Origin of the sequence: Phenylobacterium sp. (assembly GCF_035539035.1) — a bacterium.
Classification (GTDB): Bacteria; Pseudomonadota; Alphaproteobacteria; order Caulobacterales; family Caulobacteraceae; genus Phenylobacterium.
Genome location: NZ_DATLJI010000013.1, coordinates 182,738 through 202,018, shown reverse-complemented (window position 1 = coordinate 202,018; position 19,281 = coordinate 182,738). Strand labels below are relative to the sequence as shown.

Annotated in this window: 26 protein-coding genes; 17 read left to right on the top strand and 9 right to left on the bottom strand. The window is 71.4% G+C overall.

The window, feature by feature from the left end:
- Nucleotides 1-478 precede the first annotated feature (478 nt).
- The gene (locus VM685_RS09255; protein ID WP_325459855.1) at nucleotides 479-622 is read left to right on the top strand and encodes a hypothetical protein; all 144 of its coding nucleotides are present in this window, start codon (nucleotides 479-481) and stop codon (nucleotides 620-622) included.
- Here the strand turns inward: VM685_RS09255 and VM685_RS09250 are convergent.
- Nucleotides 619-1,857, bottom strand: coding sequence for a PepSY-associated TM helix domain-containing protein (locus tag VM685_RS09250; RefSeq protein WP_325459854.1), 1,239 nt, complete (start codon nucleotides 1,855-1,857; stop codon nucleotides 619-621). The genes VM685_RS09255 and VM685_RS09250 overlap by 4 nt on opposite strands.
- A gap of 114 nt (nucleotides 1,858-1,971) precedes the next feature.
- Here VM685_RS09250 and VM685_RS09245 point away from each other — a divergent pair, with 114 nt between their 5' ends.
- From VM685_RS09245 to VM685_RS09230, 4 genes are all read left to right on the top strand, one after another.
- Nucleotides 1,972-4,059 (top strand): TonB-dependent siderophore receptor, encoded by a 2,088-nt coding sequence (locus tag VM685_RS09245; RefSeq protein WP_325459853.1) that lies wholly within the window; start codon nucleotides 1,972-1,974, stop codon nucleotides 4,057-4,059.
- A gap of 125 nt (nucleotides 4,060-4,184) precedes the next feature.
- Complete coding sequence (locus VM685_RS09240; protein WP_325459852.1) at nucleotides 4,185-4,436, top strand: DUF2249 domain-containing protein; 252 nt, start codon at nucleotides 4,185-4,187, stop codon at nucleotides 4,434-4,436.
- A gap of 26 nt (nucleotides 4,437-4,462) precedes the next feature.
- A complete protein-coding gene (locus tag VM685_RS09235; RefSeq protein ID WP_325459851.1) occupies nucleotides 4,463-4,975 on the top strand; it encodes a 6-pyruvoyl trahydropterin synthase family protein in 513 nt (170 codons plus the stop codon).
- Nucleotides 4,976-5,103: 128 nt separating this feature from the next.
- Nucleotides 5,104-5,484, top strand: coding sequence for a glycine zipper 2TM domain-containing protein (locus VM685_RS09230; RefSeq protein ID WP_325459850.1), 381 nt, complete (start codon nucleotides 5,104-5,106; stop codon nucleotides 5,482-5,484).
- A gap of 59 nt (nucleotides 5,485-5,543) precedes the next feature.
- Here the strand turns inward: VM685_RS09230 and VM685_RS09225 are convergent, their stop codons facing one another.
- Nucleotides 5,544-5,924: a VOC family protein gene (locus VM685_RS09225; RefSeq protein WP_325459849.1), complete on the bottom strand. Its 381-nt coding sequence runs from the start codon at nucleotides 5,922-5,924 to the stop codon at nucleotides 5,544-5,546.
- Between the two features lie 215 nt (nucleotides 5,925-6,139).
- On the opposite strand from VM685_RS09225, the gene VM685_RS09220 reads away from it, so the two are divergent.
- The gene (locus tag VM685_RS09220) at nucleotides 6,140-8,500 is read left to right on the top strand and encodes a TonB-dependent receptor (protein WP_325459848.1); all 2,361 of its coding nucleotides are present in this window, start codon (nucleotides 6,140-6,142) and stop codon (nucleotides 8,498-8,500) included.
- Between the two features lie 50 nt (nucleotides 8,501-8,550).
- Here VM685_RS09220 and VM685_RS09215 read toward each other — a convergent pair whose 3' ends face one another.
- The 3 genes from VM685_RS09215 to VM685_RS09205 form a co-directional block, all read right to left on the bottom strand.
- A complete protein-coding gene (locus VM685_RS09215; RefSeq protein ID WP_325459847.1) occupies nucleotides 8,551-9,150 on the bottom strand; it encodes a DUF6448 family protein in 600 nt (199 codons plus the stop codon).
- A gap of 172 nt (nucleotides 9,151-9,322) precedes the next feature.
- On the bottom strand, nucleotides 9,323-9,598 hold the full coding sequence (locus VM685_RS09210) for a hypothetical protein (protein ID WP_325459846.1): 276 nt from the start codon (nucleotides 9,596-9,598) through the stop codon (nucleotides 9,323-9,325).
- 79 nt (nucleotides 9,599-9,677) lie between these two features.
- Nucleotides 9,678-10,496, bottom strand: coding sequence for a hypothetical protein (locus tag VM685_RS09205; protein ID WP_325459845.1), 819 nt, complete (start codon nucleotides 10,494-10,496; stop codon nucleotides 9,678-9,680).
- A gap of 240 nt (nucleotides 10,497-10,736) precedes the next feature.
- On the opposite strand from VM685_RS09205, the gene VM685_RS09200 reads away from it, so the two are divergent.
- Nucleotides 10,737-11,240 carry an OmpA family protein gene (locus tag VM685_RS09200; protein WP_325459844.1) on the top strand — a complete coding sequence of 168 codons (504 nt, stop codon included), beginning with the start codon at nucleotides 10,737-10,739 and terminating at the stop codon, nucleotides 11,238-11,240.
- 63 nt (nucleotides 11,241-11,303) lie between these two features.
- On the opposite strand, the gene VM685_RS09195 is transcribed toward VM685_RS09200, so the two are convergent.
- The gene (locus VM685_RS09195; RefSeq protein ID WP_325459843.1) at nucleotides 11,304-11,516 is read right to left on the bottom strand and encodes an alkylphosphonate utilization protein; all 213 of its coding nucleotides are present in this window, start codon (nucleotides 11,514-11,516) and stop codon (nucleotides 11,304-11,306) included.
- A 159-nt stretch (nucleotides 11,517-11,675) separates the two neighbouring features.
- Here VM685_RS09195 and VM685_RS09190 point away from each other — a divergent pair, with 159 nt between their 5' ends.
- From VM685_RS09190 to VM685_RS09180, 3 genes are all read left to right on the top strand, one after another.
- Nucleotides 11,676-11,846 (top strand): hypothetical protein, encoded by a 171-nt coding sequence (locus VM685_RS09190; RefSeq protein WP_325459842.1) that lies wholly within the window; start codon nucleotides 11,676-11,678, stop codon nucleotides 11,844-11,846.
- Complete coding sequence (locus VM685_RS09185; protein WP_325459841.1) at nucleotides 11,847-12,029, top strand: DUF3606 domain-containing protein; 183 nt, start codon at nucleotides 11,847-11,849, stop codon at nucleotides 12,027-12,029.
- A 103-nt stretch (nucleotides 12,030-12,132) separates the two neighbouring features.
- Nucleotides 12,133-13,068 carry a hypothetical protein gene (locus VM685_RS09180; protein WP_325459840.1) on the top strand — a complete coding sequence of 312 codons (936 nt, stop codon included), beginning with the start codon at nucleotides 12,133-12,135 and terminating at the stop codon, nucleotides 13,066-13,068.
- Here the strand turns inward: VM685_RS09180 and yghU are convergent.
- The 3 genes from yghU to VM685_RS09165 form a co-directional block, all read right to left on the bottom strand.
- Nucleotides 13,065-13,946 carry a glutathione-dependent disulfide-bond oxidoreductase gene (gene yghU, locus VM685_RS09175; protein ID WP_325459839.1) on the bottom strand — a complete coding sequence of 294 codons (882 nt, stop codon included), beginning with the start codon at nucleotides 13,944-13,946 and terminating at the stop codon, nucleotides 13,065-13,067. The two genes, VM685_RS09180 and yghU, sit on opposite strands and share 4 nt — an antisense overlap.
- Nucleotides 13,947-14,043: 97 nt before the next feature.
- A complete protein-coding gene (locus VM685_RS09170; RefSeq protein ID WP_325459838.1) occupies nucleotides 14,044-14,235 on the bottom strand; it encodes a hypothetical protein in 192 nt (63 codons plus the stop codon).
- A gap of 84 nt (nucleotides 14,236-14,319) precedes the next feature.
- Nucleotides 14,320-14,529 carry a cold-shock protein gene (locus tag VM685_RS09165; RefSeq protein ID WP_325459837.1) on the bottom strand — a complete coding sequence of 70 codons (210 nt, stop codon included), beginning with the start codon at nucleotides 14,527-14,529 and terminating at the stop codon, nucleotides 14,320-14,322.
- Between the two features lie 317 nt (nucleotides 14,530-14,846).
- Between VM685_RS09165 and VM685_RS09160 the strand changes: the two genes are divergently transcribed.
- The 7 genes from VM685_RS09160 to tolQ all read left to right on the top strand — a co-directional run bounded on the left by VM685_RS09160 (nucleotide 14,847) and on the right by tolQ (nucleotide 19,281).
- Nucleotides 14,847-15,275: a hypothetical protein gene (locus tag VM685_RS09160; RefSeq protein WP_325459836.1), complete on the top strand. Its 429-nt coding sequence runs from the start codon at nucleotides 14,847-14,849 to the stop codon at nucleotides 15,273-15,275.
- A gap of 79 nt (nucleotides 15,276-15,354) precedes the next feature.
- Nucleotides 15,355-15,534 carry a hypothetical protein gene (locus tag VM685_RS09155; RefSeq protein ID WP_325459835.1) on the top strand — a complete coding sequence of 60 codons (180 nt, stop codon included), beginning with the start codon at nucleotides 15,355-15,357 and terminating at the stop codon, nucleotides 15,532-15,534.
- A gap of 248 nt (nucleotides 15,535-15,782) precedes the next feature.
- The gene (gene ruvC, locus VM685_RS09150; protein ID WP_325459834.1) at nucleotides 15,783-16,313 is read left to right on the top strand and encodes a crossover junction endodeoxyribonuclease RuvC; all 531 of its coding nucleotides are present in this window, start codon (nucleotides 15,783-15,785) and stop codon (nucleotides 16,311-16,313) included.
- Entirely contained in the window at nucleotides 16,314-16,928 is a 615-nt protein-coding gene (gene ruvA / locus VM685_RS09145) for a Holliday junction branch migration protein RuvA (protein WP_325459833.1), read from the top strand.
- Between the two features lie 57 nt (nucleotides 16,929-16,985).
- Nucleotides 16,986-18,011 (top strand): Holliday junction branch migration DNA helicase RuvB, encoded by a 1,026-nt coding sequence (gene ruvB, locus VM685_RS09140; RefSeq protein WP_325459832.1) that lies wholly within the window; start codon nucleotides 16,986-16,988, stop codon nucleotides 18,009-18,011.
- A 61-nt stretch (nucleotides 18,012-18,072) separates the two neighbouring features.
- The gene (locus tag VM685_RS09135; protein WP_325459831.1) at nucleotides 18,073-18,525 is read left to right on the top strand and encodes a YbgC/FadM family acyl-CoA thioesterase; all 453 of its coding nucleotides are present in this window, start codon (nucleotides 18,073-18,075) and stop codon (nucleotides 18,523-18,525) included.
- Nucleotides 18,526-18,579: 54 nt separating this feature from the next.
- On the top strand, nucleotides 18,580-19,281 hold the full coding sequence (gene tolQ, locus VM685_RS09130) for a protein TolQ (RefSeq protein ID WP_325459830.1): 702 nt from the start codon (nucleotides 18,580-18,582) through the stop codon (nucleotides 19,279-19,281).

Below are 19,281 nucleotides of genomic sequence, written 5' to 3'. Positions count from 1 at the left end.
CCTGCCTCACTACGCGAGTTTCAAGTGCAGAGCGCAACAGGGCCGCGCAAGACGCCGGGACCTCAGTTTGGGGGAATGGGGGTGCGACCGTTCGCACCGCCCAGCCTCGGCTCCAGCCTGATCACGGATCACCCGTTTCCCCAACGCAGCCGTGATCGACCAAGCGGAACCGCTGGCCCGGCCACGCTTTTTACGGCCCAGTTCGAGGAGAGACTCTTTTGACCCGGCCAATGGACTCCACGGAACCTCGCGCCGCCCGGATCCTGCGTGGCCTCGCGCGCCGCCTTCGCGTCTTCGACGGGGACCGTCGCGCCGCCGCGGCCGGGTCCGCCCCGTTCCTGTTCCCGCACCCCAGGACCCAGCACGCCCGCGAGCTCGAGCGCCTGGAACGCGATCAGTTTCCCATGTGGCGCCCGGACCCCGTCCGGGTGCGCGCCCTCCAGTCCCAGTGCGCCTGAGCGCACAAAGGAGCCCGCCCGTGAAGACCAGAACCCCCCGCGCTTTCCAGGTCGTCTACCGCCGCCGCAAGGTGGTCCACCGGCCCGACACCCGGCCGCACCGCGCGGTCACCGCCGTCCGCGGCGAGGACCTGAGCGGCCTGATCCTTTACGGCCAGGGCTAGCCGACGCTCTCCCGGGCCATCGCCACGCCGGTGGCGGGACCGGGACCGGGAACGGGCCGCCGGCGCCGCACCCGGCTGCGCCGCTTGCGGGCCCAGATGATCACGCCGGTGGCCGAGAGGCCGGCCACGGCCAGGCCCAGCAGCGAGACCAGCACGCGGCCCGGCACGTCCAGGATGCGGCCCGAGTGCAGCGGGAACTGCGCCTGCATGAAGATGTCGCCCGCCGTGCCCCGCCCTGGTGTCAGCGCCCCGACCGGCGCGCCGGTGGAGCCGTCGAAATAGAGCCACGGATTGCCCAGCCCGCCGTCGCCGTGGTCGTCCCCGACCTCGTAGAAGCCCACGCCGTAGACGTCGTACATCGGCGAATAGAACACCCCGCCGGGCGGGGCGTCCCAGCCGCGGCGCTGCGCCTCCGCCCGGGCGATCTCGACGACCCGCTCACGCGGGACGGCCGGCGTGGCGGGCTCGTCGAAGGCGCGGGCCTGGCGCGTCGAGAACGGGTCCGGCGAGAGCTGCGAGAACAGGCCCACGATCGGCCGGGTCACCTGAGGGCCGAGGTTCATCGACACCGAGGTCACCGCCACCACGAGCAGCAGGCCCCATAGCCACACACCGCCCGAGCGGTGCAGGTCGAAGGTCAGCCGGTAGCCGCCCTCGCGCCAGCGGAAGGCGAAGGACTTCCTCCACGCCGCGGCCTTGGGGAAGGAGATCCACAGCGCCACCAGGCAGTCGATCGTCCAGGCGATCCCGACGATCCCCATCAGCCAGACGCCGATGTCCACGCCGTTCACGAACGGCAGGGTCAGGGAGTAGTGCAGCTTGTAGAGGAACGGCAGCAGGTTCTCGCGGCTGAGCGAGGGCTGGCCCCAGAACCGCTGGCCCTGCACCTCCCCCGTCGCCGGGTCCACGGCGACCTGGTTGTAGTCCAGCGGCCGGGCCTTGCCGGTGACCGGGTCAGGCTTGGCCTCCACCCCGAACAGCACCGCCTCCCCCGGCTCGAGTGCGATCGGGACCCAGGTGACCTGCAGGTTCGGCCGGTCCCGCTCCAGCGCCTGCGCGAGCGCGAGCGTCGGCTTCGCGGCGCCCACCGTTCGCGCCTCGTAGAGCCCCGGATTGAGCGCGCCGTCCAGCTCATGGTCCCAGGAGATCACCGCGCCCGTCAGGCCCGCGATGAACAGGAAGGCCGCTGTCCCCAGTCCCAGCCAGCGGTGCACGGCCACCCACAACGTCCGCATGCGTCTCTCCTCGGCCGCGCGGCCAAGCTTCCCTTGATTTCCTGCAAATAGGAGTTATTCGCATCAAGAACGCAACTAAGAATCATTCTCATATTTGTCCAAAGGGTCTCACCGATGCATCTCCGCCGCCGCCTCCTCTCCGCCACCGTGCTCGCGGGCGCTCTCGCCGCCGCCCTGCCGGCGTTCGCCGAGGACGACGCCGGAACGGTGGCCGAGGTGCTGGTGACGGCCCGCCGGGACGACCGCACGTCCAAGGGCGCCACGGGCCTGGACCTCAGCCTGAGCGAGACCCCGCAGGCGGTGACCATCGTCGACCGTCAGTTCATGGACAGCTTCGGGCTCGACGAGGTGAACCAGGTCCTGTCGCTGGTCACCGGGGTCAACGTCGAGGCGGTCGAGACCGACCGGACCTACTACAACGCCCGCGGCTTCGACATCAAAAGCATGCAGGTGGACGGGGTCGGCCTGCCCTTCACCTGGAACGTGGTGGGCGCGCTCGACACCGCCGGCTACGAGAAGGTCGAGGTTGTGCGCGGCGCCAACGGCCTGCTCACCGGCACCGGCAATCCGTCAGGCACCATCAACTACGTCCGCAAGCGCCCGACCAACGACCGGCGCGCCGACGCCGAGCTGACCGTCGGCTCCTGGGGCCGGGTGCGCGGCGAGGCGGACGTCTCCGGGCCGTTCACCGCCTCGGGCCTGTGGGCCGGGCGGCTCGTGGCCGCGGTCGAGGACAAGGGGAGCCACCTCGACCTCTACGGCTCCGACCGGACCTTCGTCTACGGCGTGGTTGAGGGCCAGGTGGGCGACAACGCCATCCTCACCGCCGGCTACGCCCGCCAGGACAACAAGGCCGACGGCGTGCTCTGGGGCGCGCTGCCCATGCAGTACGCCGACGGAACCCAGACGCGCTACGATCCCTCCACCACCACCTCCATCGACTGGACGGAGTGGGACACGCTGTCGAACACCGCCTTCGTGGAGCTGGTCTACGCCCTGCCGCGGGACTGGGAGGCCAAGGCGATCGTCACCTACAACGACTTCGACGAGCGCTCGGTGCTCTTCTACACCTACGGCAACCCCGACGCCGGGACGGGCCTCGGCCTGTTCGGCTGGCCGGCCAACTACGAGCAGAACTCCAACCGCCTGCTGTTCGACGCCAGCCTGGCCGGCCCCTTGGAGGCCTTCGGCCGCGGCCACCAGGCGATGCTGGGCGTCAGCCTGTCCGACATGCAGTCGGGCTACCTGTCCTATCCCGCGCCGGCCGCCGATCCGGCCTGGGGCGCCCTGCCGGCTTTCCCGGGCTGGACGGGCGAGGAGATCGCCGAGCCGGTCTGGGGCGCGCCGCACCAGGAGGCCAACTGGACCTACCGGATGAACCGGGTGTTCGGCGTCCTCCACCTGGACCTCGCCGACAGCCTCAAGGCGATTGTCGGGTTCAACGCCATCGACGTGAAGGCGGAGGGCGACAGCTTCGGGGAGTCCATGGCCAGCGAGGAGGACGCCGTCAGCCCCTACGTCGGCGTCACCTGGACCTTCGCGCCGGGCCTTTCGCTCTACGCCAGCTACAGCGACATCTTCGAGCCGCAGGGCGAGAGCGACGCGGACTTCCGACCGCTCGGCGCCGCCCAGGGCGACAGCTACGAGGCCGGGCTGAAGGGCCAGTGGCTGGGGGGCCGGCTCTACGCCGCCGCCACGGTCTTCAAGGCCCGCCAGGACAACTACGCCGAATACGCCGGAGCCACGCCCGAGGGCATCAGCTACTACCGGGGCGTCGACACCCGCTCGAAGGGCTTCGAGATCGAGGTCGCCGGAGAGGTCGTCCCCGGCCTGAAGGTTTCCGGCGGCTACACCCAACTCGGCATCGAGGGCCCGGGCGGCGAGGAGGTGCGCACCTTCATTCCGCGCAAGACCGTCGTCCTCTCCGCCGTCTGGGAGCCGCAGGCCCTGCCGAAGCTGGAGCTCGGCGGCAATCTGAAGTGGCAGGACGACATCCACCTGGAGAACTGGCTGGGCGACATCCGCCAGGACAGCTACGCCACGCTCAACCTGATGGCCGCCTGGCAGGTCACCGACCGGGTGAAGGCCACGGTGCGCGTCAACAACGTGACCGACGAGGCCTACCTGGCGAGCCTCTACTGGGACCAGGCCTTCTACGCGCCTACCCGGAACATCCAGGCCAGCCTCCGCTACAGCTTCTAGGCAGCAGCGCACGCCTTTTCCCTCGCTGTAGGCGGAGGGAAAAGGCGTGCGCCGGCGCGAGCTTGTCCTGGCGCAACGTCGCGCCCTCCCGTCGTCCGTAGGGTCCCGCGAAACTGGAGCGCCCCATGACCGCCGAGACCCACGACATCCCCGCGTATCCCTTCGACGCCCGTGGCGTCGCCAAGCGTTTCCGCCACGCGGCCATCTTCGGCGCGCTCGAGGCGCTCGGCCCGGGCGAGGCCATGCGCTTCGTCAATGACCACGACCCGCTGCCGCTGCTCGCCCAGCTCGACGCCCGCTTCGGCGAGGCCCTCCAGATCGAATACCTGCAGCGGTCACCGGCCGGGGTGGTCATCGACTTCATCCGCGTCGCCTGATCCTACCGTCACGCCGGAGCCCACCGATGGCCTGGATCTCCACCAAGACCTATGGCGCGGAGCGCGGCCTGACCTGCGCGCTGCGCCAGTGGGCCGCCGACAGCCACTGCGCCCTGCTGCACGGCTATTCGCTGGCCTTCCGCTTCACCTTCGCCGCCGAGCAGCTCGACGCCCGCGGCTGGGTGGTGGACTTCGGCGCCGGCGGCTTCGGGAAGATCCGTCAGTGGCTCCACGCCACCTTCGACCATACCCTGCTGGTGGCTGAGGACGACCCGGCACGCCCGGAGTTCGTCCGGCTGCAGGAACTCGGGCTGGCCAGGATCCAGGTCGTGCCCGGCGCGAGCTGTGAGATGCTGGCGCGCTTCGCCTTCGAGGCGGCGCGGCCGATGATCGCCGAGGCGACCGGCGGCCGCTGCTGGATCGCGGAGGTCGAGTGCCGCGAACACGGGGCCAACAGCGCCATCTACCGCAACCCCGACGCGGTCCTGCGCGAGGTGCAGGCCGAGGCGCTCACGGCGCTGGCGGCGCAGCTCGGCTGACCCCTCTGAACCTGTCCCCCAGATGAACAGTGGGCTCCGGAGGGGTTCAGGCCCGGGTCGTTAGGGTCCTCCTCAACGTCGCCGCCGTCTCCCCTCGGGAGCGCCGGCGCAGGCAGAGGAGTTGAGCCATGAAGAAGACGATGACCAAGGCTGTGGTCGCCCTGACGGCCGCCGGCGCGCTCGCCCTGCCGGCCACCCAGGCCGCCGCGGGCACGTCCAAGACCGAAAGCGCCATCCTCGGCGCCGTGCTCGGCGGGGTCGCCGGTGCGGCCGTGGGCAAGGGCAAGACCGAGTCCGTGGCGGTCGGCGCCGTGGCCGGCGCGGCGCTCGGCTACGCGGTCGACAAGAGCAACGACCGCAAGACCTATCGCAGCTCACGCTACCGGAGTTCGCAGCCCTACTACGGCGCGCGCTATCCGTCGGACAGCCGCTACTACGGCCGGACCAACAGCCGCTATGGCTACGACTACGACCGGTACGGCTACGACCGCTACGGCTACCGCCGCTAGCCGTCGAACCAATCCAGACACAGGGCGCCGCGCGAGCGGCGCCCTTTCTTCGTGGGCCCTTACGTCTGCGACAGGCTCAGCACATTCCCGTCGGGATCGGGGAACCAGGCGACCTTCGTCCGCCCGTCGGGCGATCTCCAGATGCCCAGGTCGTCCTGGCCCATGCCTTCGTAGATGGTGAACACGACGCCGCGGCCCCGAAGGTCGCGGGCCACCGCCTCCAGGTCTTCGACGTTCCAGCCGAAGACCGGATGGGGATGGGGGTCATAGTCCGGCAGCACCGTGATCCGAACGAGCGCCCCGCCCGCCAGCAGGAAATCCCCGTGCTCGTCGGCGGCGTGGAGCGGCATGCCCAGGGTGTCGCGGTAGAAGGCGAGCGCCCGCTCCCGCTCCGACACCTGGATGAAGGCGACGGCCTGACCCGGTAGTGGCGTGCTCATCTTCGTCTCCCCTGCGCCCGAGCGGCGCGCGAGCATGGCGCCGCCCCCCCGCCGCGACAAGCACACCCGCCGGCGCCGACGCGCGCCGTGGCTGCAGCGCCGCAGTCCGGCAAATTACAACTATCGGGCGAAGCTGCGCCTGTGTCGCCACCGGGAACAGGTCTACACCTGCCGCCGGGAAGCGTGGCTCCAGGCCATGCACCACGGGAGGATAGATGATGCTGAAAACCCGCACCGGGCTCGCCGCCACGGCGAGCACGCTCGTATTGGCGCTGGCCGCACCCGGCGCCGCCCACGCTCAGAACGAGATCGAGGAACTGGTGGTCACCGCGCGCAAGCGCGACGAGGCCCTGATCGACGTGCCGTTCTCGGTGAACGCCCAGAGCGAGCAGCAGATGCGCGACCGAGGCGTCACCAACGTCGAGGAGCTGTCGCGCACCGTGGCCAGCTTCACCGTCCAGAACCTCGGCCCCGGCCAGAGCCAGGTGGCGATCCGCGGCATCTCGGCCGGCCAGATCGTCCGAGACCAGCCGGGCGTGAAGGAGCAGGTCGGCGTCTACCTCGACGAGAGCGTGATCTCGCTCTCGCTGTTCACGCCGGACCTCGACCTGTTCGACCTCAACCGCGTGGAAGTGCTGCGCGGGCCCCAAGGCACGCTCTACGGCTCCGGTTCGCTCTCCGGCACGGTCCGCTACATCACCAACCAGCCGGACCCGGAAGGCTTCGAGGCCACCGCCGAGGCGACACTCTCCAAGGTCCAGGGCGGCGAGTTCGGCGGCGACCTGAAGGGCACGGTGAACCTGCCGCTCAGCCCCCGCGCGGCGCTGCGCGTCACCGGCTACGCCTCGCAGTTCCCGGGCTTCATCGACGCGGTCCAGCCGGGCGGCGGAGTGAACGAGGATGTCAACGACGGCTACCGCCGGGGCGTGCGCGCGGCGCTCCGCCTGGAGGCCACGGAAAACGTCACCATCACGCCGCGGCTGCTCTACCAGAAGATCGACGTCGACGGCTTCAACCGGGTCGACATCTTCAACATCCTGGCCAACGAGTTCACCACCAGCCGGCCGCCCGTGCGCCTGGGGGGCCTGAAGCAGTTCACCCAGTTCAAGGAGAAGTTCGAGGACGAGTTCCTCCTGGGCGACCTGACGCTGGAGGCCGACCTCGGGGCGTTCTCGCTCACCTCGGTCTCCACCTTCACCGACCGCGAGGTGCTGGTCCACCGCGACGCCACCGCGCTCACCGGCTCGATCACCGGCGGCTCCATCGGCCTGCCGCCGGCCGTCTACCTGCTGGACGCACCGCTGATCGACACCACAGACGTGAAGTCCTTCACCCAGGAGGTTCGGCTGGCCTCCGACGGCGAGGGCCCGCTGCAGTGGGTGGTCGGGGCCTTCTACTCCAACATCGACCGCGACTATGCCCAGGACCTGCAGGTGGCCGGCTTCGAGGCGGCCACGGGGATCCCCACGGCCGGCCCGGCCGCGCCGCGCGACAGCCTCTATTTCTCCACCGTGCCCTACAAGCAGAAGCAGTTCGCGGTGTTCGGCGAAGGGACCTTCCAGGTCACGGAACGGCTCGACGTCACCGCCGGCCTGCGCTGGTCCGACTACGAGGAGACGCGTGAGCTCACCTTCGACGGCATCTTCGCCGAGCGCACCATCGCCGTGCCCGGCAAGACCAGCGCCGACAGCTGGGCGCCGCGGGTGATCGTCGCCTACGAGGCCAGCGAGGACGTCACCTTCAACGCCCAGGCGTCCAAGGGCTTCCGGCTGGGCGGGATCAACGACCCGCTCAACCGTCCGCTCTGCACGGCCGCCGACTTCGCCACCTTCGGCGCCCTCTCCGAGCCCAGCTTCGGCAACGAGACGGTGTGGAACTACGAGGCCGGCATGAAGGCCCGGCTCGGCGGCGGCCGCGGGTCCATGACGCTCGCGGGCTTCTACGCCGACATCAAGAACCTGCAGGCGACGATCGACGCGGGAAGCTGCTCCTCGCGGGTCATCGTCAACGTGCCGAAGGCGAAGTCCGTCGGCTTCGACGCCGAGGTCGCCTGGCGGCTGACCGACAACTTCGACGTGGCCGCCACCGCCTCCTACAACGACGCCCAGCTCACCTCGAGCGTGGTGGACGCCGCCGGCCAGCCGATCCAGGGCCTGCGCGACGGCAACCGCCTGCCGACGGTGCCGAAGTTCCAGGCCTCGTTCAGCGTCGGTTACGAGCGGGAGGTGACCTCCGGCCTCGACGCCTTCGCCAACGTCACCTGGCAGCACGTGGGCAAGCGCTACACCCAGATCTCCGACCAGGAGGACAATCCGCGCAGCGTGCCGCTGTTCACCAACATCGGCGCGACCACGGTCTCCACCCTGGCCTTCCCGCTGGAGCTGCCGCGCTACGACGTGGTCAACCTGCGGCTCGGCGTGCGTGGCGCGGACTGGGAGGCCGCCGCCTTCGTGAACAACCTGGGCGACGAGCGGGCCCGCCTGGCGCTGGACCGCGAGCGCGGCCTGCGCGCCCGCTATGGCTTCCTGACCAACCCGCCGCGGACGGTGGGTCTGACGGTCCGCAAGTCCTACTGAGCCACGCCCCTGCCCCGCCGCCCTCCGGAGGTGGCGGGGTTCCCGCGGGCCTATTCGGGGTGGTCGAACTCGCCCATGGCGGCCTGGCGGAGCGTCTCGGCATAGGTGACGAAGCCGAGTTCGGCGGAAACGCGCGCCCGAACCTCGGCCACGTCCTCGGGCGTCCGCGCCTCGGCCGGCGCGTCCTGCGTCTCGCGGACGTGCCGGAGCCGATGCTCGAGCCCCTCGTCGATGTCGTGGCGGAGCACCGCGCGCAGGCGCGTCAGGTCGCCGTCGTTCACGGCGGCCTCGGCCGCCGGGATCGCCGGCCCGTGGTCCAGGCCGGCCGGCTTCAGCCCCTGGAAAGCGGCGCCTTCGCCCTGGCGGTGCAGGCGCACCACGGTCTCCATGAAGGCGTGGTCGGCGAGCGCCCGGGCGTCGGGGCCGAGGCTCCGCACCTTGTGGGCCGCGTCGAACCGCGCGCGAATCTCCGCCTCAGCCGCCACCGGGGCGTAGGGCAGCGCCAGGTTCACATTGCCCGTGTCGAGGGCCTTCAGCGCCGCCTTGGCGACGGGTCCGTCCACCATGTCGCAGTGGGCGGCCGCGGGCGGGGCAGCGAAGGCGCTGGCGAGGAGGGCGACGGCGAGAACGGGGCCAAGGCGGGAGGTCATGGCTTTTTCTCCTTCCTCCTGAGCCTAGCCCCGCGCCAGCGGAAGCCCCTTGATGGGGGTCAAGCGGGGCGCGAACCGCCGCCTGGCGCACGAAAAACCCCGCCGTCCCTGGGGACGGCGGGGCTCTCGGGATAGCCTCGGCCGCGGCTCCGCTCCGCGGCCGCGGATCTCCTTACTGCTTCGGCGCGTCCGTGGCCGGAGCCGTGGCGGCCGCGTCGGTGCTCGGCGTGTTCGAGGTGGTGGCGCCGCCGTCGGCGTTGCCAGCCTGTTGCTCGACCGCGTCGGCCTGGGCGTTCAGCGCGCTCTCCTGCGCTTCGTTGGGAGTGGCGGCGGCCTGGGATTCCAGAGCGTCGGCCTTGGCCTCGGCGGCCTTGTCGGCTTCGCTGTTGGTGCAGGCGGCGAGGCTCAGGGCCGCACAGGCGGCGGCGATCGCGGTGATGGCGCGCATCGGAATTCTTCTCCTTTGATAGGTTCCCCGATGCAGCTTGAGCGCACGAAACCGTGATCGGTTTCATGCCAAAGGCAAATTATCTCGCGATCCGCCGGCCGAGCAGGTCGGTCCAGCGCCAGCGGCCCGAGCCCAGCACCAGTCGCGGGGAGCCCGGCCCGTCCGACATCGACAGCACCACGCGCCCCTGAACCGGCTCGCGGCGGCAGGCCTCCGGCGCGAATCCCACCTCCATGATGATCGCCTGGCGCACGCCGGCGAGGCCCTTGCCCTCCTGCGCGCCGCTGCGGATCCAGTCGCCGTCCCAGACCAGCACCGCGGCCTTGCCGGCCCCGGCCACGGAGCGCTGCGCCTCCGCGGCGGCCGCGCGCACCTCAGGGTCCTCCCTCAGCGCCGTCTGCAGCCGGCGGACCATGTCGCACGTCTGCCCCTCGCCGGCCGCGCCGGCCCCGCCGCCGCCCGCGCCCGATCCGCCGCCGGCGGTGATCGCGCCGACCAACTGGGACTCGCTGAGGCCGGCTATGGGCTGCGGAGCGGGGGTGGCCGGGAGGACCACCGGGACCACCTCGGGGGGCACGGGAACAGGACGCAGGGCGCGCGGCGGGGCGGGCCTCGGCGGCTCCGGACGGGCCGGCGGCGAGGGCGAGGCCTTGGCGGGCCCGGCCGCGGCGGGCTCCGGCTCCGGAGGCGGCGGTGGCGGCGGCTCTACGAGGCTCAGCACCACCGGGTCGGGCAGCTCGGCCAGCCCGTCCGGCGCGTCGCTGCGCGTGGCCAGGAACACCAGCGGGATCGCCAGGTGCAGGGCGAGGCTGGCCCCGCCGGCCAGCCAGCGCCGCCGTCGGGCGCGCCGCATGCGCGCCGCCCGGTCCGTCTCGGGCCTGGGGCTCTGCGTCTCCATCCTGGGCATTGAGGACCATGCGCTCGCGTCAGGATCGTGGCGCCCACGGGCCCGGCCGGCCCCGATTGTTGCGTTACAGTCAAGCTGCCCTCTTCCGGCCACGCTCACGTCATGAGGCCGCCACTGGCGGAACGGCACCTACACATTGGCGTGAGCCTTGGGGGTGGGGACTTTGCTGAAAGGAAACGCAAATTGACCCACGCAAGAACTAGGATGGTGGCCGTGACAGGCGCGGTCTTGATGGCCGGGCTCCTGGCGAGCGGGTGCGCCAGCCACCGCTTCGTCCGCGACCAGGTGGCGGTCGTCGACACCCGCGTCACCCGGGTGGAAGGCACGGCCGGCGAGGCGCTCGCCCGCGCCAACGCCGCCCACAAGCTGGCCGAAGGCAAGTTCCTCTACGAGGTCGTCCTGTCCGACGACTCCGTGAAGTTCCCCGTCGACCGCCACGCGCTCTCGCCCGAGGCCGAGGCCCGCCTGGCGGAATTCGCCCAGCGGCTGAAGTCGGAGAACCGCAACGTCTATCTGGAGATCCAGGGCCACACCGACGCCACCGGCCCGGAAGCCTACAACGACCAACTGGGCGAGGCCCGCGCCGAAGCCGTGCGCAAGTACCTCAGCCAGCAGGGCGTGGCGCTGAACCGGATGGCGACCATCTCCTACGGCGAGGAGGCCCCCGTGGCCCCCAACGACAACGCCGACGGCCGGGCCCAGAACCGGCGCGTGGCGATCGTCGTCCTGAGCTAGGGCGCGCGAGCTAAGGTCCGGCGGCGGCTCCCTGGGACGGAGGAGCCGCCGCCGATCCCGTCGTCAGGCCTTGCGCACGAACTCCGCGCGCAGCACCAGGCCCTTGATGCCCTCGTGGCGGCAGTCGATCTCCTGGGGGTCGCCGGTCAGACGGATCGAGCGGATCACCGTGCCGCGCTTCAGCGTCTGGTCCGCGCCCTTCACCTTCAGATCCTTGATCAGAGTCACCGCGTCGCCGTCGGCGAGCAGGTTGCCGGCCGAGTCGCGGACCTCCACCTGGCCCGCGGCCTTCGCCTTCTCCGCGGCCTCGGCCGCGCTGATCCACTCGCCGCTGGCCTCGTCTTAGACGAACTCGCCTTCGCTCATCGCACGCTCCCGCTCGACCTTCGCGCGGAGGGTTTAGCCCCCGCCGCCCCGCATGTGCTAGGCTGCAGCATGAGCGATGCTTCCGACGACGGCCCGGCCGAGACCCCGATGCAGCGGGCCCTGCGCCTCAAGAAGGCGGCCCTGGACGCCCAGCCGAAGCCGCCTCGCGGCGGCCGCTTCCAGCGCGAGCAGAGCGCCCGCGTCGCCGCCGGCGCCTCCAAGCCGTGGATGAAGAAGTAGATGGCGGGCCTGAAGGACAAGCGCGGCTTCATCGACAAGGACCGGCTCGACCTCTCCGAACGAAAGGCCGTCGAGTACTGGATGAAGCGCTGGGGCGTCACCCGCGACCAGCTCACCGCCGCCCACCGCAAGGTCGGCCGGCTGACCAAGGACATCGCCGCCGAGCTCGGCAAGCGCCGCTGAGGCGGAATGACGCGTTCCCCACGGCCTCCGGCCGGGCGAGGATCGTCACGCTGGTGAGACGGGCGCCGGCGAACGATGTCACGCGCCCGGGATTCCTCGCCTCATGCAGCTTGACCTTACGAGCCTCAGCGCCGCGGAGCTCCGCAGCCTGCTGGACTCCGCCCGCGACCGCGGCCAGGCCGCGCAGTCCTACCAGATCCTCCAGGAGATGGCCCGGCGCCGCGAGAGCGGTCCGAAACCCCGCGGCCGCCGCCGCCCGGCCGAACCGCGCATCATCGACCTCGACCTTGGGGACCCGCTGGACCGCAAGGTCGAGGATGAGCTCCTGGCCATGCCCGACCCGCCGCCCGCCGAGCCGGACCCCGACGCCGACCCGCTTGCGGGCCTGACCCTGGCGGTCCACCCGCCCGCAGCGCCTAAGAAGCGCCGGCCCGAACGCCGCGGTCCGCCGGGGCTGGTGGTGTTCGCCGCCGGCGCGTCGGTGGGTGTCGCCGCCGGCGTGGCGCTCGCCATCTGGACCGGCGTCGGCGCGTCCCGGGCCCTGACGCCTGCCGCCGCGCCCGTTCAGGTCGCCGCGGTCCAGCCGCCCGCCGCGCTCGCCCCCGCTGTCGCCGAGATCGCCGCGCCGCCGGTCCTGCCGGTGGAGACCGTCGCTCCCGACGCGGAAGCGCCCGACCAGTTGCAGCTGGTGCTGACCTCCCCCGACGCCGCCGAGGCCGGCGAGGACGCCGCGACCCGCGCGCCGGAGCCGCCCCAACCGCCGGCCGCCGAGCCCGACGCCTGCGCCGCCGCCCCCACGCCGGCCGACCGCGCGATCTGCGCCGACCCGGCGCTGCAGCGCCTGCAGCAGGAACTCCGCCAGGCCTACGCCGAGGCCCTCGACGCCCACGCCGATCGCGGCCTGCTGCGCCAGCGCCAGCTCGCCTGGCGCGACGCGCGCAACGGCGTGGACGATCCGGATCGCCTGGCCGGCCTCTACGAGCAGCGGATCAGGAAGCTTGCCGCCGCGACCGCCGACGCCAAGCGCCAGCGGCCCTAGGCGCTCGCCGCCGCCTCCACCTTGTCCTGGGTCTTCGTCTCGAAGTCGGAGGCGTCGTGGCGCTCGTGCAGTTGGCTCGCCGGATCGCCCCAGGTGCGGTTGACCATCCGGCCCCGCTGCACGGCCGGGCGCTCGGCGATCTGGTCGGCCCAGCGCATCAGGTTCTTGTACTCGTGCGCCGACAGAAACTCGGCGGCGTCATAGATCACGCCCTTCACCAGCCCGCCGTACCAGGGCCAGACCGCGATATCGGCGATGGTGTACTCGGCGCCGGCCAGGTACTCGGCCTCGCCCAGCCTGCGATCCAGCACGTCGAGCTGGCGCTTGGTCTCCATGGCGAAGCGGTCGATGGCGTATTCGAACTTCTCAGGGGCGTAGGCATAGAAATGGCCGAAGCCGCCGCCGACATAGGGCGCGCTGCCCATCTGCCAGAACAGCCACGACAGGCACTCGGCCCGCGTCGCGCCGTCCTTCGGGAGGAAGGCCCCGAACTTCTCCGCCAGGTGCAGCAGGATGGCGCCGCTCTCGAACACCCGGATGGGCTCGGGCCCGGACCGGTCCATCAGGGCGGGGATCTTGGAGTTGGGGTTCACGGCCACGAAGCCGGAGGAGAACTGGTCCCCGTTGCCGATCACGGTCAGCCAGGCGTCGTACTCCGCGCCCGAATGGCCGGCCGCCAGGAGTTCCTCCAGCATCACCGTCACCTTCACCCCGTTGGGCGTGGCCAGGGAATAGAGCTGGAAGGGATGCTTGCCGACCGGCAGGTCCTTGTCGTGCGTCGGGCCCGCCACCGGCCGGTTGATGTTGGCGAACCGGCCCCCGTTGGCCTTGTTCCAGGTCCACACCTTCGGCGGCGTGTAGACGGCGGTCTCGCTCATGCTCGGCTCCTGATCGGCTGATCGGCCCCGCCCCCGTCGGCGGCGCCGCTTCCGATGTGGGGCGCCGGCCGGCCTTTGGCCAGTCCGGGCGCAGGCCTCAGCTGGTGCGCGGCGCCTTCGAGGAGGCCGCGCAGATGGCTTCCAGGTGGCTCTTGATGTTGCGGGGCGACAGCAGCGCCTCCACGGCCCGGCAGCCGTCTTCGTTCAGCTGGCGCTGGAGCTGCGCCACGTTGGCGTACCGGCCGGTACGGGCCAGGGCGTACGCGCGTTCGATCGTCGATAGGGTCATGATTGTCATCCGAACATGAAAAAGGCGGCCGGCTTCCGCCAGCCGCCCATCCATGGTCCCGTCGCTCGCGCGACGGGACGCGTCTTAGGCCGCTTGCAGCTGGCCAGCGGACATCTTGCCGCTGCGCTGATCGCGTTCCATCTCGTAGCCGAGCTTCTGGCCCTCATGCAGGGAGCCGAGGCCCGCGCGCTCGACCGCGGAGATGTGGACGAACACGTCCGCGCCGCCGTCGTCGGGTTGGATGAAGCCGAAGCCCTTGGTGGGGTTGAACCACTTCACGGTGCCGGTCGTCATGATAAATCACCATATAGATTATGCGTTGTCGCACGCCCCGGAGAGGGCGCGAGATCAGAAAGTCGGAGAGGGTCTAGGCAGGCTCGGGCTCGATCCGAAGAACAAGCGTGGAGAGCAACCGAACCGAAAACGATATTCGATGTCCTCTTATCTCACACTTTGTGGCCGGACGCCAGGGATTTCTGCGGCGCAGCATAGTCACCGGGTGGCCACGCCGTCCGGAGGGGCTGATTTTTCTTGAGTTTCAGTCCGGTCTGGGCGGCCTCCAGTTGCTTCCGCCGCTCGCCACGGCGGCCCATTCGCGCTACGCCTGCCGCATGTCCGCCCGCCCCGCTCTCCGCCGCCTGATCGACCTGCCCGGCGTCGCCGACCTGGAGTTCCGGGCGGTGATGAAGCGTGAATTCGCCGAGCCGGAGGCGCGCTCCGAACATCCCGAGCTCGACGACTGCTCGCGGGCCCTGTTCGGCCTCACCGCAGACGAGGCCGAGGCGGCGCCCCGGCCACCCGGCTGGGACGGCGTCGAGACCCAGCCGCTCAACAAGCAGGTGTTCGCCTTCGAGGACGCCGGCTGGGACGTGACCGACGACAAGCGCCGGCCGCTGCGCATCCTCGGCCACTTCAACCAGCAGCTCTGGCTCGCCCTGCGCGGCGTCGCCGGCGAGTTGCCCTTCCAGCCCGAGGATGACGCCCCCGCGCCCTGGGCTGCGAACCTGGCCGCCGAGGCCGCGCGCTTCAGGAAACGCTGAGCCCCGACGGGGGAATCTGCCAAGAAGACGTCAGGATCCGCGCATCGATAGGGAATGGCGGCGTCCCCGCGAGGCTCCCATGAAACCGCCCCCCACCCGCCTCTCCGACCTGAAGGGCGGCTCAGGCAAGAGCCGTGAGCCGGAGGCCTACGCCCGCCCCACCCCGAAGGTCTCCCGCCAGAAGAAGGCCAAGATCCTCACCCCAGCCGAACGCGCCGCCTTCCTCGCCGCCCGCCCGGACCTCAAGCCGAAGGGCTAGCGGCGCGGGCTCCGCTTGCGCGCCGCCGCGCGAGCCCGCAACCTGGGGCCGCAAACCCAGGACGCCGCCGATGACCGACATATCCCCCGCCAGCTGGGCCGCGATCCTCCTGGCCCTCTTCGCCGGCCTGCTGCCGGTCTACCTGCGCAACCGCCGCCGCTAGGCCGGCCCGTCCACCAGCAGCAGCCGGCCGCCCCTCTTAACGCCCCCTTCACCACGTCGGCCGCATCGGTCACCCTGGTGAACAGATGACGAACGCGATTCGCTCTTCCGGCCCCGGGTCCGTCCGGATCCTGGGCCTCGACCCCGGCCTCCGCCGCACCGGCTGGGGAGTGGTGGCGTGCGAGGGCGCGCGGCTCAGCCACGTGGCGCACGGGGTGATCACGCCCGACACCGCGGCCCCCTTCGCCGAGCGCCTGCTCGTCCTCTTCGAGGCGATCAGCGAGGTGATCGCCCTGCACGCGCCCGACGAGGCCGCGGTGGAGGAGACCTTCATGAACAACAACGCCGCCTCGGCCCTGAAGCTCGGCCACGCCCGCGCCTGCGCCTTGCTGGCCCCGGCGCGCGCGGGGCTCCCGGTCGCCGAATACGCTGCAACCGTGGTCAAGAAGGCCGTGGTCGGCACGGGCTCGGCCGACAAGGCTCAGGTGGGCTTCATGATCACCCGCCTGCTGCCCGCCGCCGGCAAGACCACCGCCGACGCCGCCGACGCGCTCGCCGTCGCCATCGCCCATGCGCACGCCCGCACGGCCCGCGCGCACCTGACGAGGGTCGCCTAGATGATCGGCCGCCTGCACGGGATCGTCGCCGAGGTCGGCGAGGAGGAGGCCCTGATCGACGTCTCCGGGGTCGGCTATGTGGTCCGTTGCGGCGCCCGCACCCTGTCGCGCCTGCCGGAGGTGGGCGGCGAGACCGTGGTCCATGTGGAGAGCCAGTGGGGCGAGCAGACCGGCCTGACCCTCTACGGCTTCCTCGGCCGCGAGGAGCGCCGGGCCTTCGTCATCCTGAAGACCATCCAGGGGGTGGGGCCCAAGGCGGCGCTGGCGGTCCTCGACGTGCTGACGCCCCCCGAACTCGCCGCCGCCTGCGCCCGTGACGACAAGGCCGCCGTGGCCCGGGCGCAAGGGGTCGGCCCGAAGCTCGCCCAGCGCATCGTGCTCGAGCTGAAGGGCAAGCCGATCACCGACGGCCCCGTGGCCGCCTTCCACGCCACCGCCGCCCAGCCCGCGCCCGTGAAGCCCTCGGCCTCCGGGGAGGCCGTGGCCGCCCTGATGGGCCTCGGCGTCGCCGAGCCCGCCGCCCGCCGCGTGGTCGAGCAGGCCTCGCTCCGCCTGGGCGAAGACGCCGAGGTCCAGGCCCTCATCAAGGCTGGCCTCCAGGAGCTGGGGCGGTAGGGTGGAAGAACCGAACAGCCTTGGACATCGCCGCGACCCGGGCGTAGCCAGTTGGACATGACCCGTCTCGTTTCCGGCGACGCGCAGCCCTTCGAGGGGCAGGACCGGGCGCTCAGGCCGCAGACGCTGGCCGAGTTCGTGGGCCAGAAGCAGGCCAAGGCGAACCTCTCGGTGTTCATCGACGCCGCCCGCGGCCGCGGCGAGGCGCTGGACCATGTGCTGCTGTTCGGCCCGCCGGGGCTGGGCAAGACGACGCTGGCCCAGATCGTCGCCCGCGAGCTCGGCGTGAACTTCCGCGCCACGAGCGGCCCGGTGCTCGCCAAGGCGGGCGACCTGGCGGCCATCCTGACCAACCTCGAGCCGCGCGACGTCCTGTTCATCGACGAGATCCACCGGCTGGCGGCCAACGTCGAGGAGATCCTCTACCCGGCCATGGAGGACCACGTCCTCGACCTGGTGATCGGCGAGGGGCCCTCGGCGCGCTCGATCCGCATCGACCTCGCGCCCTTCACGCTCGTGGCCGCGACCACCCGGGCGGGCCTGCTGGCCACGCCGCTGCGCGACCGCTTTGGCATCCCGCTCCGGCTCGAATTCTATACCCACGAGGAGCTCTCCCAGGTGCTCGCCGGGGCCGCGGCCAAGATGGGCCTATCGCTGGCGCCGGAGGGCGCGGCCGAGATCGCCCGGCGCTCGCGCGGCACCCCGCGGGTGGCCGGCCGGCTGCTTCGCCGGGTGCGCGACTTCGCCGCCGCCGATGGCTCGACGGTGATCGACCGGAAGGCGGCCGCCTCGGCCCTGGCTCGCCTCGACGTGGACGAGCACGGGCTGGACGCGCTCGACCGCCGCTACCTTCGCGCCCTGATCGAGAACTACGCCGGCGGCCCGGCGGGCGTGGAGACCCTGGCCTACGCCATCGCCGAGGCGCGCGACGCGGTGGAGGACGTGATCGAACCCTTCCTCCTCCAGCAGGGTTTCCTGCAGCGCACGCCGCGCGGGCGGATGGCCACGGCGCGGGCCTACGAGCACCTGGGCCTGGCCGCGCCGAAGGGAGCTGGGGCGCCCCCGGACCTGTTCGACAAATAGTGCCCCGGCATAACGCCGGCATGTTCACCGCTCGCCGCAAGGAGCCGCTAGACTCCGCCCGATGGATGCGAATCAACCCTCCGCCGGCTGGCTCGAAGGTCGCGAGCACGTCCTGCCCGTGCGCGTCTACTACGAGGACACCGACTTCACCGGGGTGGTGTACCACGGCAACTATGCGCGGTTTTTCGAGCGCGGCCGGAGCGACTTCCTGCGGGTGGCCGGGATCAGCCACGCCGCGCTCCTCGAACGCCCGGACCCGGCCGCCTTCACCGTGGTGAAGCTCTGCATCGAGTACCGGCGCGCGGCGCGGATCGACGACGCCCTGCAGGTCCGCACGATCTACGAGTCCGTCCGCGGGCCCCGGCTCTTCATCCGCCAGCGGATCATGCGCGGCGACGAGCTGGTCGCCTCGGCCGAGGTGGAGGCGGCCTGCATCGACCTGGCCGGCCGGCCCCGCAAGCCGCCCTCGGGGCTGATCGACGCGCTGAAGCCGCTGTTCCCCGCGGCGCCTTAAGTTCGCCTCAGGACCGCGCAAACCACACACTCAAGCCCAACGTCCGGAACGCCCATGGATCCAGCCGCCGCCGTCAGCCCCGAGACCTTCGACGCCCTCACCCTCTTCCTGCGCGCCGACTGGGTCGTGAAGCTGGTGATGATCGGGCTTGCCGCCGCCTCGCTCTGGTCGTGGACGGTGATCCTCGACAAGCTGTTCCGCTTCGCCGCCCTCAACCGTGAGGCCAACCGCTTCGAGGACGCCGTCGCCTCCGGCCGCAGCCTCGAGGAGATCGCCGCCGAGGCCGGCGAGCGGCCGCGCCATGCGCTCCCCCGCATGCTGCAGGGCGCGCTGAAGGAATGGCGCGACGCCCGTCAGAAGGGCCAGACCGACAGCCAGGCCGCCTTCCTGGTCCAGCGCATCGACCGGGTGCTCGACACCATCATCGCCCGGGAGAGCCAGCGGATCGAGGAGGGCCTGGGCACACTGGCGATCGTCGCCACCGCCTCGCCCTTCGTGGGGCTGTTCGGCACCGTCTGGGGGATCATGCACGCCTTCCAGTCGATCGCGATCCAGAAGAACACGTCTCTGGCCGTCGTCGCGCCATCGATCGCCGAGGCCCTGTTCGCCACCGCCATCGGCCTGGTGGCGGCGATCCCGGCCTACATCGCCTTCAACGCCTTCTCGACCAAGGCGGGGAAGTACACGGCCAGGCTCGAGGGCTTCGCCGACGACCTCTCCACCGCCATCCAGCGGCGCCTGGCGGAGCGGGTCTGA

Excerpts from the sequence above, each read along its gene's own strand:
- VM685_RS09250 (WP_325459854.1), bottom strand. The coding sequence starts at position 1,857 with ATGCGGACGTTGTGGGTGGCCGTGCACCGCTGGCTGGGACTGGGGACA.
- VM685_RS09245 (WP_325459853.1), top strand. The coding sequence starts at position 1,972 with ATGCATCTCCGCCGCCGCCTCCTCTCCGCCACCGTGCTCGCGGGCGCT.
- VM685_RS09240 (WP_325459852.1), top strand. The coding sequence starts at position 4,185 with ATGACCGCCGAGACCCACGACATCCCCGCGTATCCCTTCGACGCCCGT.
- VM685_RS09235 (WP_325459851.1), top strand. The coding sequence starts at position 4,463 with ATGGCCTGGATCTCCACCAAGACCTATGGCGCGGAGCGCGGCCTGACC.
- VM685_RS09230 (WP_325459850.1), top strand. The coding sequence starts at position 5,104 with ATGAAGAAGACGATGACCAAGGCTGTGGTCGCCCTGACGGCCGCCGGC.
- VM685_RS09225 (WP_325459849.1), bottom strand. The coding sequence starts at position 5,924 with ATGAGCACGCCACTACCGGGTCAGGCCGTCGCCTTCATCCAGGTGTCG.
- VM685_RS09220 (WP_325459848.1), top strand. The coding sequence starts at position 6,140 with ATGATGCTGAAAACCCGCACCGGGCTCGCCGCCACGGCGAGCACGCTC.
- VM685_RS09215 (WP_325459847.1), bottom strand. The coding sequence starts at position 9,150 with ATGACCTCCCGCCTTGGCCCCGTTCTCGCCGTCGCCCTCCTCGCCAGC.
- VM685_RS09210 (WP_325459846.1), bottom strand. The coding sequence starts at position 9,598 with ATGCGCGCCATCACCGCGATCGCCGCCGCCTGTGCGGCCCTGAGCCTC.
- VM685_RS09205 (WP_325459845.1), bottom strand. The coding sequence starts at position 10,496 with ATGGAGACGCAGAGCCCCAGGCCCGAGACGGACCGGGCGGCGCGCATG.
- VM685_RS09200 (WP_325459844.1), top strand. The coding sequence starts at position 10,737 with ATGGCCGGGCTCCTGGCGAGCGGGTGCGCCAGCCACCGCTTCGTCCGC.
- VM685_RS09190 (WP_325459842.1), top strand. The coding sequence starts at position 11,676 with ATGAGCGATGCTTCCGACGACGGCCCGGCCGAGACCCCGATGCAGCGG.
- VM685_RS09185 (WP_325459841.1), top strand. The coding sequence starts at position 11,847 with ATGGCGGGCCTGAAGGACAAGCGCGGCTTCATCGACAAGGACCGGCTC.
- VM685_RS09180 (WP_325459840.1), top strand. The coding sequence starts at position 12,133 with ATGCAGCTTGACCTTACGAGCCTCAGCGCCGCGGAGCTCCGCAGCCTG.
- yghU (WP_325459839.1), bottom strand. The coding sequence starts at position 13,946 with ATGAGCGAGACCGCCGTCTACACGCCGCCGAAGGTGTGGACCTGGAAC.
- VM685_RS09170 (WP_325459838.1), bottom strand. The coding sequence starts at position 14,235 with ATGACCCTATCGACGATCGAACGCGCGTACGCCCTGGCCCGTACCGGC.
- VM685_RS09165 (WP_325459837.1), bottom strand. The coding sequence starts at position 14,529 with ATGACGACCGGCACCGTGAAGTGGTTCAACCCCACCAAGGGCTTCGGC.
- VM685_RS09160 (WP_325459836.1), top strand. The coding sequence starts at position 14,847 with ATGTCCGCCCGCCCCGCTCTCCGCCGCCTGATCGACCTGCCCGGCGTC.
- VM685_RS09155 (WP_325459835.1), top strand. The coding sequence starts at position 15,355 with ATGAAACCGCCCCCCACCCGCCTCTCCGACCTGAAGGGCGGCTCAGGC.
- ruvC (WP_325459834.1), top strand. The coding sequence starts at position 15,783 with ATGACGAACGCGATTCGCTCTTCCGGCCCCGGGTCCGTCCGGATCCTG.
- ruvA (WP_325459833.1), top strand. The coding sequence starts at position 16,314 with ATGATCGGCCGCCTGCACGGGATCGTCGCCGAGGTCGGCGAGGAGGAG.
- ruvB (WP_325459832.1), top strand. The coding sequence starts at position 16,986 with ATGACCCGTCTCGTTTCCGGCGACGCGCAGCCCTTCGAGGGGCAGGAC.
- VM685_RS09135 (WP_325459831.1), top strand. The coding sequence starts at position 18,073 with ATGGATGCGAATCAACCCTCCGCCGGCTGGCTCGAAGGTCGCGAGCAC.
- tolQ (WP_325459830.1), top strand. The coding sequence starts at position 18,580 with ATGGATCCAGCCGCCGCCGTCAGCCCCGAGACCTTCGACGCCCTCACC.